At 42.8% G+C, this 17,485-nt stretch carries 16 protein-coding genes; 12 read left to right on the forward strand and 4 right to left on the reverse strand.

What is annotated here, in order from left to right; translation table 11 throughout:
- The 3 genes from ABID99_RS02965 to ABID99_RS02975 form a co-directional block, all read right to left on the reverse strand.
- A complete protein-coding gene (locus ABID99_RS02965) occupies positions 1-1,248 on the reverse strand; it encodes a TolC family protein (protein ID WP_373612793.1) in 1,248 nt (415 codons plus the stop codon).
- 78 nt (positions 1,249-1,326) lie between these two features.
- Entirely contained in the window at positions 1,327-2,574 is a 1,248-nt protein-coding gene (locus tag ABID99_RS02970; protein WP_373612794.1) for a sensor histidine kinase, read from the reverse strand.
- A complete protein-coding gene (locus ABID99_RS02975; protein WP_090528286.1) occupies positions 2,574-3,251 on the reverse strand; it encodes a response regulator transcription factor in 678 nt (225 codons plus the stop codon). The genes ABID99_RS02970 and ABID99_RS02975 overlap by 1 nt, the downstream gene beginning before the upstream one ends.
- A 146-nt stretch (positions 3,252-3,397) precedes the next feature.
- Between ABID99_RS02975 and ABID99_RS02980 the strand changes: the two genes are divergently transcribed.
- Complete coding sequence (locus ABID99_RS02980; RefSeq protein WP_176628913.1) at positions 3,398-3,811, forward strand: EamA family transporter; 414 nt, start codon at positions 3,398-3,400, stop codon at positions 3,809-3,811.
- Positions 3,812-3,958: 147 nt separating this feature from the next.
- On the forward strand, positions 3,959-6,445 hold the full coding sequence (locus tag ABID99_RS02985; RefSeq protein ID WP_373612795.1) for a TonB-dependent receptor domain-containing protein: 2,487 nt from the start codon (positions 3,959-3,961) through the stop codon (positions 6,443-6,445).
- Positions 6,446-6,565: 120 nt separating this feature from the next.
- Here the strand turns inward: ABID99_RS02985 and ABID99_RS02990 are convergent, their stop codons facing one another.
- On the reverse strand, positions 6,566-7,213 hold the full coding sequence (locus ABID99_RS02990; protein WP_090528277.1) for a DUF47 domain-containing protein: 648 nt from the start codon (positions 7,211-7,213) through the stop codon (positions 6,566-6,568).
- Positions 7,214-7,505: 292 nt separating this feature from the next.
- On the opposite strand from ABID99_RS02990, the gene ABID99_RS02995 reads away from it, so the two are divergent.
- The 10 genes from ABID99_RS02995 (at position 7,506) to ABID99_RS03040 (ending at position 17,450) form a co-directional block, all read left to right on the forward strand.
- Positions 7,506-7,712 (forward strand): hypothetical protein, encoded by a 207-nt coding sequence (locus ABID99_RS02995; protein ID WP_090528273.1) that lies wholly within the window; start codon positions 7,506-7,508, stop codon positions 7,710-7,712.
- A 112-nt stretch (positions 7,713-7,824) separates the two neighbouring features.
- Positions 7,825-9,021 carry a hypothetical protein gene (locus tag ABID99_RS03000; RefSeq protein WP_373612796.1) on the forward strand — a complete coding sequence of 399 codons (1,197 nt, stop codon included), beginning with the start codon at positions 7,825-7,827 and terminating at the stop codon, positions 9,019-9,021.
- Between the two features lie 125 nt (positions 9,022-9,146).
- Positions 9,147-10,232, forward strand: coding sequence for a hypothetical protein (locus tag ABID99_RS03005; RefSeq protein ID WP_373612797.1), 1,086 nt, complete (start codon positions 9,147-9,149; stop codon positions 10,230-10,232).
- Between the two features lie 272 nt (positions 10,233-10,504).
- Positions 10,505-11,023 (forward strand): DUF2911 domain-containing protein, encoded by a 519-nt coding sequence (locus ABID99_RS03010; RefSeq protein WP_090528267.1) that lies wholly within the window; start codon positions 10,505-10,507, stop codon positions 11,021-11,023.
- A 133-nt stretch (positions 11,024-11,156) separates the two neighbouring features.
- Positions 11,157-12,248, forward strand: coding sequence for a DUF3810 domain-containing protein (locus ABID99_RS03015; protein ID WP_373612799.1), 1,092 nt, complete (start codon positions 11,157-11,159; stop codon positions 12,246-12,248).
- Positions 12,249-12,664: 416 nt separating this feature from the next.
- On the forward strand, positions 12,665-13,570 hold the full coding sequence (locus ABID99_RS03020) for a penicillin acylase family protein (RefSeq protein WP_373612800.1): 906 nt from the start codon (positions 12,665-12,667) through the stop codon (positions 13,568-13,570).
- Positions 13,503-14,903 carry a penicillin acylase family protein gene (locus ABID99_RS03025; RefSeq protein WP_373615889.1) on the forward strand — a complete coding sequence of 467 codons (1,401 nt, stop codon included), beginning with the start codon at positions 13,503-13,505 and terminating at the stop codon, positions 14,901-14,903. The genes ABID99_RS03020 and ABID99_RS03025 overlap by 68 nt, the downstream gene beginning before the upstream one ends.
- A gap of 27 nt (positions 14,904-14,930) precedes the next feature.
- Complete coding sequence (locus ABID99_RS03030; RefSeq protein WP_354486167.1) at positions 14,931-15,419, forward strand: hypothetical protein; 489 nt, start codon at positions 14,931-14,933, stop codon at positions 15,417-15,419.
- A gap of 334 nt (positions 15,420-15,753) precedes the next feature.
- Entirely contained in the window at positions 15,754-16,086 is a 333-nt protein-coding gene (locus tag ABID99_RS03035) for an L-rhamnose mutarotase (RefSeq protein ID WP_373612801.1), read from the forward strand.
- Between the two features lie 11 nt (positions 16,087-16,097).
- Positions 16,098-17,450: an alpha-L-fucosidase gene (locus ABID99_RS03040; protein ID WP_090528251.1), complete on the forward strand. Its 1,353-nt coding sequence runs from the start codon at positions 16,098-16,100 to the stop codon at positions 17,448-17,450.
- Positions 17,451-17,485 lie beyond the last annotated feature (35 nt).

Below are 17,485 nucleotides of genomic sequence, written 5' to 3' on the forward strand. Positions count from 1 at the left end.
TTATTTATTCCAGTAATTGAGCTGATTAATGAGCTGCAGCTTATTAATATTGGTTTGCGTTTTAAGGTTTTTTATAGCAAGATAATTATTAATGGCCAATACCAAATCGGCCACACGTACGTCACCTGTTTGCAGCAGTTGGGTGTCAACTTTTACCAGGCTTTCGGTATATTTCATTTGTTCATCTATCTGGGCTAACAGCTTTTCAGAACCATCAATCTGCTGGTTTAACTGGGCAATCTGCTGGCGGTATTGGGTATCGAAAAACGCTTTGTAGCTGCGCCGGGTATCCTCTTCTAACGACAGCTTACGGTACTGGATCTTGCGCTGACCACCGTCATACAATGGCAGCGTAAAGCTAAAACCAATACTGGCGCCGAAATTTTTATATGCCGGTCCGCTTAAAAAATCGGAGTTATAGCCGCCATCGGCCAGCAGATTGATCTTAGGTTTGTAGCTGAAATCCACCAATGCACGGCTATTCACCAGCTTAAGGCTGTCCGTTTTATACTGGCTGAAAAAGATGCTGTTGCTGATATCGGCCCGAATAGTTTTCTGAATGCCGGGATCCTGTAATTCAATATAGCTGGTATCGGCAATGCCGGTTAAATAGTTAAGTGTAGTATAGTCATTTTTATATTGCAGCCTTGCCTGCGACAGCGTTAGTTCCTGCTGCTTAAGGGTAACCAGAAAGGTAAGGTAATCGCTTTGGCGATAAACATTGGTGCGCGTTAACTTTTTAAGCAGCGCTTCCTCCCGGTTAAGCAGGGTGACCACTTCCTGGTTAAATTTTACCTGTTGCAGGCTGCCAAATGCGGCGATGTATTGCGCGGTGACTGCTTTTTTCAGATCCTGCTCGGATATTTTAGCGGTATTGAGCACCGATTGCGATTGCAGCTTAACTGCGTCGATCTGGGCGGCAATATTTTTTTTGCTATCCAGCGATTGATTAATACCCAATAGTGCGTTGAGTGTATGTTCGTTGGTTATAGCAGGCGCATAGCCATAACCGCCGGCAACCGGGGCATAAAGGCCGGCACTGTTAGCGCTAACCTGTGGCCTGTAACCTGCCCTGATCCGGAGGCTGTCCAATTGGCCTGAAGCAACCTGGTTTTGCAGGTCCTTTAACAGCGGACTGTTGCTTTTGGCAAGCTCCAAATAATGTTCAAGATTGTAGGTTTGTGCCTGTGTAGCAGCACTAAGCAGGCAAAATAAAAAGCCGAAAACCCATTTTATCCGGATGGTCAAAATAATGCGTATTGTGTTAAATAATAGCTAAGCTACACGATAATTCTGGAAAAAATTGGTAGGGACAGTGTAACAAATTTAAAAGTTAACCTTGAAGATATGGTAAGGCTCTTCATAACTGTAAACCAGTTGATAACCCAAACTTTCGCAGATCTGTTTGGAGATAGTGAGCCCCAGCCCGCTGCCTTCAGATGTGGATGCTTTATGAAAGCGGGTAAAGATATTTTCAGGATTCAAGGCTATTTGCTCGCCGGTGTTTTTGATTGTTAAATTTTCGGTTGTGAGGCTGATGATGATCTCGCCTCCGGTTTGGTTATGCCGAACCGCGTTGATGATGAGGTTATTCAACAGGATCTCAATAAGGTAATTGCTGGCTTCAATTTCCTTTTTGCCAATTGTTGAAATAACCGTTATTTCTTTGTCGTTGAAAATATCTTCCAATTGATACAGCAAATCATCTATAAGTTCCTGTAAATCCAGGTGCTGTCGATCGTTCAGTAGTTTGTTCTCAATCTTTACCAGTAATAATAACGATTGATTAAGCCTGCTCAGGCGCGATACCGCGCTGTAAAGGTCATTGAGTAACTTGCTTTGATGCTCGCTAAAGTTTTCTGTCTGGATCAGGGTATCCAGTTTGGAATTGATCACAGCGATAGGGGTAAGCAATTCGTGCGAGGCGTTTTCGGTAAAGGTTTTAAGGTCTTTATAGTCTTTTTTTACCCTTTTGGCCATGGCGGTAACTTCGGCCTGGAGTTCGTTAAACTCGTCGATAGTAGTATTGGGAGATGGCATTTCGCGGCTATCGGTAACGTTGAATAGTTTCAACTCGCTCAGGATACTGTAAAATGGCTGCCAAAGCCGGCTCAATATGAGGCGGTTGGTAATTACCAGCACCAGCAGCAGTAATAAGATAACGCCAATGGTAATGCCGAAGATGATCTGGATCAGGTCTTCAGTTTCTACTTTCGATTCAACTATCATAATTTTATAATACCTGTCGCCAACTTTTACCGAACTGACCAGGCCGCGGCCTGATTCCGGCTCGTCTTTTTCGCGGTAATAAGTAGTGTTAAAAAAATCGCGTTTAACCGAGTTAGGATCGGCCGAAACAAAGGTGATCTGCTGGTCTTTCGAGGCAAAAACCTGGGGCAGGTGGTGATTGAGCTTTACATAATCAAAAACTTCCTGCTCTTCAACCTTAAGTGAATTGTCTTTTTGATTAGTAAGGATGAGGCTGATAGCCTGGTAATAAATAACGCCCGTTATCAGCATGATAACGATAGTAGCAATTAAATTTACCCGGTTATACCTTTCCGAAAGCTTCATTATTGATCGGCAAATTTGTAACCCATACCATAGGCTGCATAAATATAATCCTTACCGCCGGCTTCCATTATTTTTTTGCGGATGTTTTTGATGTGCGAATAAATAAAGTCGAAATTATTGGCCAGGTCGATGCCATCGCCCCATAAATGTTCGGCAATGGCGTTTTTTGAAATTACTTTGCCTTTGTTGGATATGAAATAGATAAGCAAAGCAAACTCTTTACGGGTAAACTTTACAGGGGTTCCGTTTACAGCTACGGTTTTAGCCATCAGGTCGATACTGAGCTCGTTAAAGTTAAGCACGTTGCTGCCATTGAACATTTTACGCCTGATGATGGCAGATACCCTTGCCTTCAATTCCGACAGGTGAAAGGGTTTTACCAGATAATCATCGGCACCCAGGTCAAGGCCCTGGAGGCGGTCATCGAGCGAGTTTTTGGCCGATATGATGAGCACCCCATCGGTGTAATTATTGGCTTTAAGCTTTTTTAATATATCAATACCATTACCGCCGGGCAAGGTGATATCCAGCAGGATACAATCGTAACGGTACAGTTCAACCTTGGCCAGGGCTGCTGCATAGCTGGCCGCGGTTTCGCAAATGTTGCCGGCTTCTGTAAAATATTCTTCAATACTTTCGCGCAGGCCTTCTTCGTCTTCGATGATGAGTATTTTCAAAACGTTTTTTTGATAAAGTTAAAATGCCAATTTGTACAGATTCTGGATTTTGAGTAGAGCTAACAGCTATCTCACAGATTTTATACAGAATGCCTAAGCAAATTTGCATTTAGCTTGTTGCAAGTTAAATACAAAATCTGATCATTATGTGGTGGATCTACGCATTACTTTCGGCGCTGTTTGCAGCGCTCACAGCCATTTTTGCCAAAATAGGGATTAAAGGGGTTGATACCGATCTCGCTACGGCCATCCGTACCGTCATAATCCTGATCCTGGCCTGGGCTATAGCCCTTTTTAAGGGGAGCCATGGTGGTATCAGCACGCTCACCAAAACCAACTGGACCTTCCTCATCTTGTCTGGCTGTGCAACCGGCCTTTCGTGGATCTGTTATTTCCGCGCCCTGCAGTTGGGCAAGGTAAGCCAGGTTGCCCCTGTTGATAAACTAAGCGTTGCTTTGGCCATCGCGCTTTCTGTTATTTTTCTGGGCGAGCCATTAACTTTAAAAAATGCCATAGGCGCGCTGCTTATCATCGGCGGCACAATTGTATTGATTTTCTAATCTTTTTGTAACATGCTCATATACAATGTAACAAGCATATATACATAACAAAAACATATTGTAACAAATACACTTCAATACCATTTAATTCAGATTTAATCCAATCTTTCTTATAAAATTTGTGGTTCCAAACACCCGTATTTTATAATGAAATCTGTTTTTTTGATATTATTTTCTTTTATTTTTATAACCACCTTACACGCCCAAACTGCCCCCGGAGCCAGGGGGAAAATTACCGGTAAAGTTACCGATGCCACTACCAAGCTACCGGTTGACTATGCCACCGTGTCTGTATTTAAACAAGGCGCTGCTTCACCCTTCAATGGCATCAGCACCGATCCCAAAGGAAATTTTAGCATAAATAACATCCCCGCCGGGGAGTATAAAATAACGGCCGAATTTTTAGGTTACCAGAAAGCAACTATCGAACATGTAATAGTTAAAGATGGAGCCGTATCATTGGGCGAGATCAAATTGGCTCCGGTTGCCAATGAGCTAAAAGGCGTAACCATAACCGCTAAAGTACCTACTGTTGAAAACCGGATAGATAAAATGGTTTACAACCCTCAAAACGATTTAAGTGCACAGGGCGGCGTAGCTATTGACGTATTAAAAAAAGTACCGCAGATCACGGTTGATATTGATGGTAATGTGGAGCTTCAGGGCAATGCCAATATCCGTTTTTTGATCAATGGTAAACCATCAAGCATTTTTGGGGCCAGCCTTGCCGATGCTTTGGCCAGCATCCCGGCCAGCCAGATCAAAAGTATTGAGGTGATTACCAGCCCGGGCGCTAAGTATGACGCGGCCGGTACGGGAGGTATCGTAAACATTATCCTGAAAGACAGCAAAGTGCAGGGCATTAACGGCAGCGTTAACCTATCGGCAGGTACCCGCCGCGAAAACGGCTCATTTAACCTGAATGCCCGCAAAGGCAATTTTGGCGTGAATGCTTTTTTTAGCGGTAATGCCCAAATTAATACTAATGCACCTAATACCCGTAACCGCGTATCAACTGATTCGGCCAATAATAAAACTACCTTGTTCCAGCAGGGAAGTAATAACTTTAAACGTAATGGTTACGAATCAGGGATCAATTTTTCGTGGGATATTACCCCTAAAGATCAGCTGACCGCAGGTGTGGGCTTTAATCATTTTGGTAACCATGGCAACGGAATTACCAACCAGGATCAAAGCGAGGTTGACGCAGCAGGTAACCCAATATCTGATATCAGGAGTATCCGTAACTCAAGCAGTAAATTCAGTGGCTACTCAACCGATGTAAGTTTGAATTACAAAAAAACTTTCGCCAAAGAAGGACAGGAGCTTGATGTATTATATTCATCAAGTTTTGGCCGTAATTTGTTCAGTTCATTTCAGCGGCAGGATTATGATTCGGGCATAACCTCATCCGGTATCTCCAACAACAATCCGGGTAAGGACAGGGAAACCGATATCTCTGTTGACTATACGCAGCCGGTAAGCAAAAACTTTACACTTGAAACAGGCGGCAAGCTTGTATTTAACCATATCAACAATAACGTTATAACGGATACGCTTTTTGGCGGTAATACCTTTGTGCCTAACCCAAGCCAAACCTATGGTTTTACTTACGACCGTAAAGTGTATGCTTACTACCTGTCGGCATCAACATCGGTATTTAATAAATTTTTGGATGTGAAAGCTGGTTTAAGGGATGAGTATACCACTACTACAGCCGATTTTCAGGGTGTAAATATCCCATCTTATAATATCCTTGCGCCATCGTTGGTTTTCTCTCATAAGTTTGGAAACGGCGGCGAATCACTTAAATTGAGCTACAGCCGCCGTATCCAGCGGCCTGATTATGGCGACCTGAACCCTTTCCTGAACATCAGCGACCCGCATAATATCAGCACCGGTAACCCAAATCTTAAACCCGAAAAGGGCGACAACTTTGAGTTGGGTTATAACAAATCATATGATAAGGGTGCTAATATCAACATAGCGGCGTTCTATCGCCGTAATACCGATGATATCCAACAGTTCACTACCTTTTACTCCACGTTTGACGTGAACGGTACTACTTATACCGATGTGTCATTGAACCAGCGTTATAACATAGGTTCGGAAGAGCGCATCGGTATCAATATCTATGCTTCGGTACCGGTAACCAGTAAGCTAAGCCTGCGTACCAATATGATTTTCAGCGACAGGCGCAGCACTAACCCGGGTTTTGCCAATGTAAGCGCTTTCGCGTACCGCCTTAACCTCAACGCGCAATATAGCTTTGGTCATGATTTGAGCGCCGAGTTTTTTGGTAACTACAACTCATCGCAAAAGGGCATCCAGGGTACCAATCCCAAATTTGTATTCTACAATTTTGCCATGCGCAAAATGTTCATGAATAAAAAGGCAAGCATCGGCCTTACGGCTACCAATCCGTTTGCCAAATACGTGAGTCAAAGCTCATCAACCTTTGGCAGCAACTTTTATTCAACCAACCTGAGGCTGGTACCGGTACAGTCGTTCGGCATAAGCCTGAGTTATAAGTTTGGCAAGCTTGAATTTAAGAAGGAGCGGGAAAAAGAAAGAAACAATGATCAGGATAATAATGGAGGTGACAATGGCCTTCAAACTGATAAGGGGAAATAACCTCACCTAAATCCTCTCCAAAGGAGAGGACTTTAAAAACAAAAAAGCGATGAGTTATCATCGCTTTTTTGTTTAAAATATCTATTTAAAGCCTTCTCCTTTGGAGAGGGTTGGGTGAGGTTACCCGTTCTTGATCAAAATACTTTCAATGATCAGCGTTGTATCTTCACAGCTGTCGGTAGCAGTTTCCATGGCTGCAAAAACATCGGTATATTTAATTAATTCAATCGGATCTTTTTCATTATTAAGCAGATCGGCAAAGGCTTTATTGTGAACTGAATCGGCCTGGGCTTCCAGTTTTTTGATATTGCTGCAAAGCTCAAAGATCTCAGCCGATTTGTTCAGGTTATTCATCGCGTTTACCGCTTTTTCAAGCTCTGTACTGGTCTTAAGGATCAGCGCGGCCAAATCTATCATTGGCTGGGTAATAACAGGCACGTTGTAAAGGTTGATCCTGCGGGCCGCCATGGTAATGCTATCGGCTACGTCATCAATAGCCGATGCCAGATCGCACATATCCTTACGGTTAAATGGAGAGATCAGCATCCGGCCCGATTCTGAAAATACCCTGTGGGTAACTTCGTAACTTTTAAATTTCAGCTTATCAATATGCGCAAAATTAAACTTCTGCTCATATGATGTTGGGGCGTTAACGGCTTCATTCAGTAGCCTGGCCATTTCGGTAACATTGGCTACAGCAGTGTTGAACAAATCGTAAAAAACCTGGTTTGAGTTTGGAAATATCGATTTTGAGTTAGTGCTCTTCATTGATCTGTCTTATCAGTCCGTGAATTTACAGTAGTTATATTCAGTGGATTTTAAAATATGTTACTATAAATTATTCAGCGGATAAAAGTAACCATTAATACAATGCCAAATGTTAAGTTAATGTTAAGAATGGTTAGGCCAATGTAATAAAACAAAATTAATGAGATTATAACTTGTTGATTTAAAGTAAAAAGAAACCCGTATATTGAATGAAGAAAATTGTGTAACATTTAAGTTTAATTAAAACAATCCTGCCATCTGCAGTATTGTATTTGTATTAGTCAATCCAATTATGAAAGCCGGGGAAAAGCATTATAAATGCGTAAACAGCAAAACAGGTTACGCCATTTATTACCATTCGCTGGGTAGGGAGCTCAGCAATGAAGAAGTGAAAGCCGAATTAGAAAAAATACGTGCGCGTGTAGCTATTCAAAACGGTATTTACCTTGAAACACTCTACTGGGAAGAAATGAAGCAGGATGCCGAACTGACGCAATAGCAGGCGCGGTTTTGCAAGGGGGTATAACTAATTTAAAATGAGTGTTTTTGCAAATAAATACTTATATTTAATTGCCATTATATAACCAGCTTAACCTGCTATTATCCCGCTTATGAAAAAGATAGTTTTATCGCTGTTAGCGGCATGGTATTGCTCTGTGCCTGTTTTTTCACAAAATAATAAACCGGTTTCACCTTCCGTTTCTTTAGATGCTGTGGTATCGCGCCTGCAAACTTTATCGGCCAGTAAAGCGGTTGAAAAAGTGTACCTGCATTTGAATAAACCTTATTACAATGCAGGCGATACCATATACTTTAAAGCATATGTAACCCTGGGCGAACAGCATGAGCCTTCAAAGTTAAGCGGCATGTTACATGTCGACCTGGTTAACCCTTCCGATTCCCTGCTGCAAACTATCACGCTGCAAATGGTTAATGGCTTGGCCGCAGGCGATTTTAGTCTTCCCGGTATCTTGCCCGGAGGGGCCTATCGTATCAGGGCGTATACTAAATGGATGATCGATAACGGGCAGAGTTCATTTGACCGGCAGGTAAACGTCAATGGGAGGGCATTTGCGGGCAATAAAGCGTTAGTGGTTAAAGCAGGTAAACCTAACATCGCTTTTTTTCCGGAAGGGGGAAGTTTTGTAAACGGTATACCAACCAAGCTGGCCTTTAAAGCGGTAAGTGCAAACGGGCCGGGGCTTGATGTTAAAGGTGTTGTGGTTGATAACTCCAATACCGAAGTAACCAGGTTTGAATCGAAACACCTGGGCATGGGGCTTATATTTATTACTGCCGAAGCAGGTAAAACTTATAAAGCTAATTTAACCTATGCCGATGGTACCAAAGCGATAGTGGATTTACCGAAAGCCGATAACGAGGGGATCACGTTGATGGTTAACAATGATAATCCCGATAAACTTGGCATTGAAATAAATGCCAATAAAGCTTATTACCTTAAAAATAAGAACAAAGAAATAGGTATAATTATTTATTCGGCCGGTAGTATCCGCTCGGTAAAAACCGTGCTTGATAACCAGGTGCTCGACCTAAATCTTAATAAAAAAGATTTTAAAACAGGTATAACCCGGATAACGCTTTTTTCGGAGCAGGGCGAACCATTGAATGAGCGCCTGGTATTTATCCAAAATCCCGACCTGTTAACGATTACATCTGTTAGCGATAAACCTTTATACCCGGTAAGAGGAAAGGTGCATATTGCTATCAATACTAAAAACAAAAACGGAGAGGCGGTAAAAAGCTATTTATCAGCATCAATATTATTGATGCCGGTAAAGCGTCTGTAACCGGGGATGATGAAAATAGCATATTATCAAGTCTGCTGCTAACGTCTGATCTGAAAGGGGTAATTGAGCAACCCAATTATTATTTTGCTGATGTTAGCAATGATACCCGGTTTAACCTGGATGTATTGATGTTAACCCAGGGGTACCGCCACTTTGAGTGGAAGCAAGTGCTCAATGATAACAACACTGCCGCAGTGTATACTGCCGAAAACGGTTTCGATGTATCGGGCCAGGTGAAAACAGTTTCGGGGAAGCCGGTTGATGGCGGTACGGTAACCCTGATGCCGCAGGCAGGCGGGGCTTTATTAACACAAACCACCGATCAGGATGGTAATTTTACTTTCAAAAACCTGGTTTATGATGATAAAACCCCGTTCATGATCCAGGCTAAAACAGCCGAAGGGAAAAGTAATACCAAAATATCCATTTCTCTGGCAAAGGCATTAACAAATATTAAAACCGGAGATTTGATGGGCCCGGCACAGGGGGTAAACGGTGCGGGCTTTGATAAAACAACGCAACAGCCGGTTTACATAGCTGATGCGAATAGCAGGGCACTTAATGCGGTTACTATTAATGACAGAGGTATTAATGCCGGCAAACTTACTACAGAGGTTTTGGGGAAAAATAACCTGCGAGACCAAAGCACCCTGTCAAACGGGTTGCAGGGCCGTTTAAATGGTGTTGTTTTGAGACAAGGCGTACCCTACCTGGCTGATAAGGTGAACCCGGCCATGCAGGGAGGGCCAATGTTGATCGTAGTTGATGATACCGTATTGCCGGCCGGAACAAGTATTGATAATTACAATGCTGCTGATGTTGAAAGTGTAAATGTGTTAAAAAATAACGATGCTACCATTTATGGTGTAAGGGGGGCAAATGGGGTATTGGTACTCAAAATGCGGAAAACTCAAGCTCCGGTTGTTTCAAATAATGTGATGTCGCCAGGCTTACTGTATTTTACAGCAAGGGGTTTTTACAAAGCCCGTACCTTTTATTCACCGGTTTATGAAGCATCAACAGGTGCTGATAAGAAACCTGACGCAAGAACCGCTATATACTGGAACCCCGATATTGTAACCGACAAAGATGGCAATGCCTCGTTTGATTTTTTTAATGCAGATAGCAAAGGTAATTACCGTTTGGTGATGGAGGGTATTGATGAAGCAGGCAATATAGGACGGAGCATATTAACTTATAAGGTACAATGATGTCGGCGCATAAAAAACCCTGCCATGGTAGGCAGGGTAAAAAAACCACAACAATTGTTTAACCTTTGGGCTATGAATCCCTCCGGTCGATTCCTAATTGCAATATGATCTTTCAATTATTAAACAATATAAAATCAAAATAGTTTAACCATCAGGTGTTTATTTTCAGTGTTTTATGTGTTAAAATCACCTCTCGAAGGTATTTAAACGAATAGTTGTTTTTAAACCAAATTTCAATCTATCTTTATATTAAACAATTTATGAGAAATCTTATGAAAAAATCATTTCAGCTTAAAGCAGCATTCCTGTTTGCTTTCGCCTTATTAGTATCAGCGGTAACCTTTGCCCAGGACAAACCAGCAAGCCCGCGCGATAGCGTTAGCGGTACAGCGGCTGGTTCAACTATTACTATTAACTATGGCAGCCCATCGGTTAAAGGCCGTAAAATTTGGGGAGGTCTTGAAGCTTACGGTAAAGTATGGCGTGCAGGTGCTAACGAGGCCACAACTTTTACAACAACAAAAGATATCAAAGTTGAGGGTAAACCACTGGCAGCGGGTACTTATAGCTTCTTCCTGGTCCCTGCCGAAAACGGTACCTGGACAGCTATCTTTAACAAAGTGGCCAAACAATGGGGCGCGTTTAAATACGATGAGTCAAAAGACGCCCTGCGTGTAAACGTAAAAACCAAAGCCGCGCCGATGCACGAAAGATTAGTTTATACAGTTGATGCAAAAAGCTTTTGCATGTTCTGGGATAAGATTGTAGTGCCGGTGTCTGTAAGTAAATGATATTCAGTAACCTTATTTTTCACAATTTTGAAAGCCTCCTGCCAAGGGGGCTTTTTCTATTACCCGGGTTTTTAGCGCGCAAAAGCATTCTTTTTTAAACCTGAACCCTAAAGCGCTATATTTACCTTAGATAATGCGCTACCCAACCAACAAAAAACCTGTACTAAAAAGGATCATCGCGATAATATCATTGGCATTGGCTATTTTTTTGCTGATGCTGTTTGCTGATCATCCGGCCGCTGTTGAACGTTATTATGCCAATGGTTTTTACATTATTATTTGCCGGGTTTTTCATTCCATTTTAAACATATTTCCGTTTAGTGTTGGCGACATTATATATATAGCCGTGGTTATTTATTTGATCTATGCGGTGATTAAGCTAATTGCCCTGCTGTTTAAAAAAAGGTTCCAAATGGCGGGGAGACTTTTTTTAGGGTTGGTTATAGGTATACAGGCAGGCATTGTGGCTTTTTATATGTTGTGGGGAATGAACTATTTCAGGCTGCCGGCCTCCGAGCGGCTTGGGCTCAGCGACACGGCTTTTACAACCGCCGATCTTAAAGCCGTAACCCGCATCCTGATTGACAGCGCCAACGTTACCCGTGCACGGCTTACACCGGCAGACTGGGCCCAAAGTAATACCCATATTTATAATACAGCACGGCATGCAATCGGCGTACTCAGTAAAGATTCTGTTAATTTCAGGGCTTATAATCCTGATATTAAACCATCGATATTGACGCCCTTATTAAATTATATTGGCACCTCGGGCTATTATAACCCTTTCACCTCCGAAGCCCAGGTAAATTACCAGATGCCCATTTTTAACCGGCCCTTTGTGGTATGTCATGAAATGTCGCACCAGATGGGGTATGGGGCCGAAGATGAAGCTGATTTTGCGGGTTTTGTCATCGCCGTAAAATCGCACGACAGATTATTGCGTTATTCGGCATATCATCTCGCCGTGCAGGAATTCATGCATTCGCTTGGTGCCCGTGATACCCTTGCTCATAAAGAACTCAAAGCGCTCATCAGTAAAGATGTACGCAGCGATTATATCACCGAGCGCAATTACTGGCTGGCCTATGAAAACAAGCTGGGTGCTATAAGCAGTATTTTTTACGATAATTTCCTGAAAGCCAACAACCAGCCCCAGGGCCTCGAAACCTATAACCGCATGGTGTTGTTAGCTATGGCGTGGTACAAGGATAAGTGGGTTCATTAGTAGTTTATTAGTTGATGGTTCATGGATCATGGCCGAATTTGAATCTCGTAGTGATTACCACTAATTGCCATGAACCATTAACTATGAACCATGATCTCATTCATAAACAAAAAATGCGTTCCGTATCTCACCCCGGAACGCACACAATATCACGTCTCAAATGATATTGAATCAACTAAATCTCAGATATCATCTTAAATGCGTACCCAAGCTCTTTATATTCGGAAACCGGAGTGGAAACCGGTACAGAAATTTATCAAATGTTAACTATACAGTTTTAAAGTACAGCAAATAATTACCTCAAAAAAGCCGATTGTAAATATTTGAATAAAAACGGCGCTGCTATGTAATTATTATGAATTAATCTCCAAATTTACCTCAAAATCTTTAAAAAGCCTCGTTTACTTCACATTTATATGGATAAATTGTTTGGTAAAATTGCTGTTACTATAAAAGCAAATTTTATTATTATTTCAATGTTTCTTCCTGCTTTGGTTTTTGCTCAAAAAATTAATCAAAAGGAAATAAAACGGGAGAAAACATTAGCAAAGTCAGTAACCATTATCAGGGATAATTGGGGAGTTCCTCACATTTATGGAAAAACAGATGCAGCTGTTGTTTTCGGATTGATGTATACCCAGTGCGAGGATAACTTTAAAGGCATTGAACGTAACTACCTTTACCAGTTAGGTAAACAGACCGAGGTTGACGGCGAAACTAATTTATATACCGATGTGCAGCTGCAACTGATTGCCGATAGTGCCGACGCCATCAAAGATTACAAAACAAGCGCCCCCTGGTTCCGGAAACTGTTGGATGCTTTTGCCGATGGCATTAATTATTACCTGTACAAACATCCCGAAGTAAAACCCAAAGTATTTAAACATTTTGAACCCTGGTATGCGTTGATGTTTACCGATGGCAGCGTTGCCGCTACCGAAACCGGGGGCATTAAACTAAGCGAAACCAAAGACTTTTACAGTACCGCCCCCGAAAAGCTTGGCGCGGTAACCGGCCAGCCGGAAAAAAGTATTTACGACATGGTGAACGAGCGCGAAACCGGCTCAAATGGCTTTGCTATAGCGCCATCCAAATCGGCATCGGGCCATGCTTTGTTGTATATCAATCCGCATGTGCCGTTCTATTTTCGCAGTGAGGTTGAGCTGGTAAGCGATGAAGGCCTTAACGCGTACGGGGCTGTTACCTGGGGCCAGTTTTTTATTTACCAGGGCTTTAACCAGCATTGGCGGATGGATGCATACCAGTGCCTATGCCGATGTGGCCGATCTTTACGCCGAAAAGGTGAGCAAAAAGGATGGTAAATGGTATTACGAATATGATGGTAAGCTAAGGCCCGTTATCACCCGCGAACTATCTTTCAAAATAAAGAATAACAATGAGATTGAACAGCGCTCTATAACAGGCTATTATACCCATCATGGCCCGGTGCTGGGCGCCAGGGACGGTAAATGGCTTGCACTTAAAGCTAACAACCGCTCATATAATGCCCTGGTTGAGTCATGGCTGATAACCAAAGCCAACAACTTGACCGAATATAAAAAGGCCATGAACATGGTATCAAACGCTACAAACAGTACTGTTTACGCCGATGATAAAGGGAATACCATTTTTTGGTACGGCAATTATATTCCTAAACGCAACCCTAAATACGACTGGAGCCTGCCGGTTGATGGCAGCACATCAGCTACCGAATGGCAAGGTATTCACAAGCTGAGCGAGATCATCACCATTACCAACCCCGCCACCGGCTGGATCCAGAACTGTAATTCAACGCCGTATACGGCTTCGGGCACGCCAAGTCCGGATAAAAGTAAATACCCGGTGTACATGGCCCCCGATGGTGAAAACTACCGGGCAGTAACTGCTATCAGGATTTTAAAAGATGCGAAAAACCTTACGCTTGATGACCTGGTAGCCAAAGGGTATGACCACTACCTTGCTGCTTTTGACGATCTGTTACCCTCCTTGTTCAAAGCATATGACGCTGCTCCCGATTCGGTTAAGCAATCGCTTGCTGAGCCAATAAAGATCCTGCAGCAATGGGACAGGAATACCGCTATCCATTCTGTAGCCAGTTCGCTTGCTATTGAATGGGGCACCCTGATGATGAAAGCGCTGCCGCCGCCTCAAACCGATCAGGAAAGCACTTTTATTACCCGGCGCTTTCAAACGCTGGTGAAAACCATAAGTCCGGCGCAGCAGTTGGCTTGGTTAAACGATGTACTTAAAAATTTGCAAAGCCGTTTTGGCACCTGGAAAGTGGAGTGGGGAGAGATGAACCGTTACCAGCGCCCGGATGATGGCATTAGCTTTGATGATAATAAACCCAGTATCCCGGTTGGTTTAACAGGATCGGGCTTTGGACAGCTGCCATCGTTCCAGAGCCGTACCATGAACACCAACAAGCGGTATGGATATTCGGGCAATAGTTTTATCGCTGTTGTGGAATTTGGTACACGGTTAAGGGCCAAAAGCATCGTAAACGGCGGCAGCTCTTTTGATCCTGCATCAAAAAACTTCACCGATCAGGAGCAGGGCATTATTGACGGTAAATTTAAGGATGTGCTGTTTTACAAAAAAGATGTTTTAAAGCACGCGCAGCGCACCTATCATCCCGGCGACGGTTTTAAATAGTAAAAAGTATATTTGGTAAGTTAAAAAATGAAGAGAACCCTGTTAATTGCCTTATTGTTGTTTTGCAGCGCAACGTTATTTGCCCAAAGCATAACCATTAATGATCTGGCAAATATCTCCAATCTTTCAAACGCCGAAGCACACAACTATCTCACCCTCGGGAAAAAATTCAAGCGCCAGTATCTCCAGGATGTTAATGGCAACAGCATTGAGCACCTGAACAGGATAGGGCCGGATAATAAGGAAGAAACCATTGTAATAGGCGTTAACAGCAAGCTAAGCAGTGGGGCCATATTGCGTACCGTTACCTACGCCACTTCTACACCGAAACACATCATTAACTTAATAGGCCAGGCAAAACACATGGGCCTGATCATGAAACTCCACGGCTCTGATATTAAAAACGATATCTATCTGTTTGATAATGATTTTTTCCATATCGTAATATTTCTTAATCACGATAATATCTCCGGCTCGGTAGAAGTGCACCAAAAGGAATACTTAGGTTTTGATTGATTCTGAACCGTGATTTTCAGGATTTAAGGATTGCCGGGATGATAGTCGAAATATCCCTGGCTATTTAAACCCCGTCCATTTAACAAATTCAAAAAACAGTTCAGACAAAAATCCTGTCCATCTAATAGATTCCTTAAAAATCCCGGTTCAGAAAAAAACCTGACAATCCCCAATCTCCAAAATCATAGTTCAAAATCAACGCTATCAGCGTAATCAAAACACATCAACGGTCTATGCCAAAATAGTTGAACATTTTGTTTAATTCCCGATAACTATTTACCTGCAAACCTTATTTCTTTGTATTACCGATATAAACTTTTTTGAGAGCTATTCTATGAGTAAGCGATACTGTTTAACCCTCGATCTGAAAGATGACGCGGCACTCATTGCCGAATACGAAAAATATCACCAGGCTATTTGGCCCGAAATTCATGACAGCATTATCGCCAAAGGAATCACCAAAATGGAGATATACCGTTTTGATACCCGCATGTTCATGATCATGGAGGTTGATGATACTTTCAGTTTCGATAAATCGGCAGCTTTAGATGCGGCGAACCCTAAAGTAAAGGAATGGGAAGATTTGATGTGGGGATATCAGTCGCCGGTAAAAAATGCGCCTGCAGGTGCAAAATGGGTTTTAATGGACAAAATTTTCTCCTTATAAATAGAATAGTTATGCTAAAGAAACTACAATTACTGTTGATGTTGGTATTGCTGATGGCCCCATCGGTATTTGCGCAAAAAATGATAGGCACCGAAACCGATGCCCAGAAAGAGAAACGCATGGAATGGTGGAAGGACGACCGCTTCGGCATGTTCATTCACTGGGGCCTATACTCACAGGCTGCCCGTCACGAATGGGTAAAGCATAATGAAAAAATTGATAATGCCGGTTACCAGAAATATTTCGACCAGTTTAACCCTGATCTTTTTGATCCGCAGAAATGGGCAAAGCAGGCCAAAGCGGCAGGGATGAAATATGCTGTGCTGACCACCAAGCACCACGAAGGATTTTGCCTGTTCGATTCAAAATTTACCGATTATAAAGCTCCCAATACCAAAGCCAAACGCGACCTGGTACGTGAATATGTGAACGCTTTCAGGGCACAGGGTTTAAAAGTGGGTTTTTATTATTCACTGTTAGACTGGCACCATCCCGATTATATAATAGATGAGCATCATCCGCAGTCACCTGCCGATAAAAGTGATGCATCATACGCTAAGCTGAACAAAGGACGCGATATGGCCAAATACCGCCAGTATATGCGCGATCAGATCACCGAACTGCTAACCAAATACGGCAAAATCGATATCCTTTGGCTTGATTTTTCTTTCCCCCGTAAGGATGGGCACGGTAAAGGTAAAGATGATTGGGGATCGGTTGAATTGCTTAAGCTGATCAGGAAGTTACAGCCGGGCATCATTGTAGATAACCGCCTTAACCTGGAAGAATATAAAGACGGCGCCGATTTTGAAACCCCTGAACAGGTAAGCACCGCCGAGTTAGCTAAATACCGCGGCAAAACCTGGGAAACCTGCCAAACCTTTTCGGGCTCATGGGGGTACTACCGTGATGAAAATACCTGGAAAACCCATCGTCAACTGCTCGATCTGTTAATTACTTCGGTAAGCAATGGCGGCAACCTGATCCTGAATGTAGGGCCAACCGCCCGCGGCGAGTTTGACTATCGTGCTACCCGCGCGCTGGATAGCCTGGCTTACTGGATGCATGCCAACAGCAAATCGGTATATAACTGCACGTTTGCCCCAGACACCTATAAGATACCAGAGGGAAGCAAGCTTACTTATAACAAAGCGGCCGGTAAACTGTATATACATTTGTTTAACTATCCGCAAGGCAAACTGGTATTGCCCGGCTACAAAGGCAAGATTAAATACGCGCAGTTTTTAAATGACAGCTCGGAGCTTTTATATAAGGATGGCAGCGGTGACGACCTGGAATTAACGCTGCCTGCACAAAAACCGCCTTATGAAATTCCGGTAATTGAACTTACGCTTCAGCAATAAGCAAAAAAATATTGTCCTTACTAAAAAAAGGACCG

The organism is Mucilaginibacter sp. OAE612 (assembly GCF_041806395.1).
Lineage (GTDB): Bacteria > Bacteroidota > Bacteroidia > Sphingobacteriales > Sphingobacteriaceae > Mucilaginibacter > Mucilaginibacter rubeus.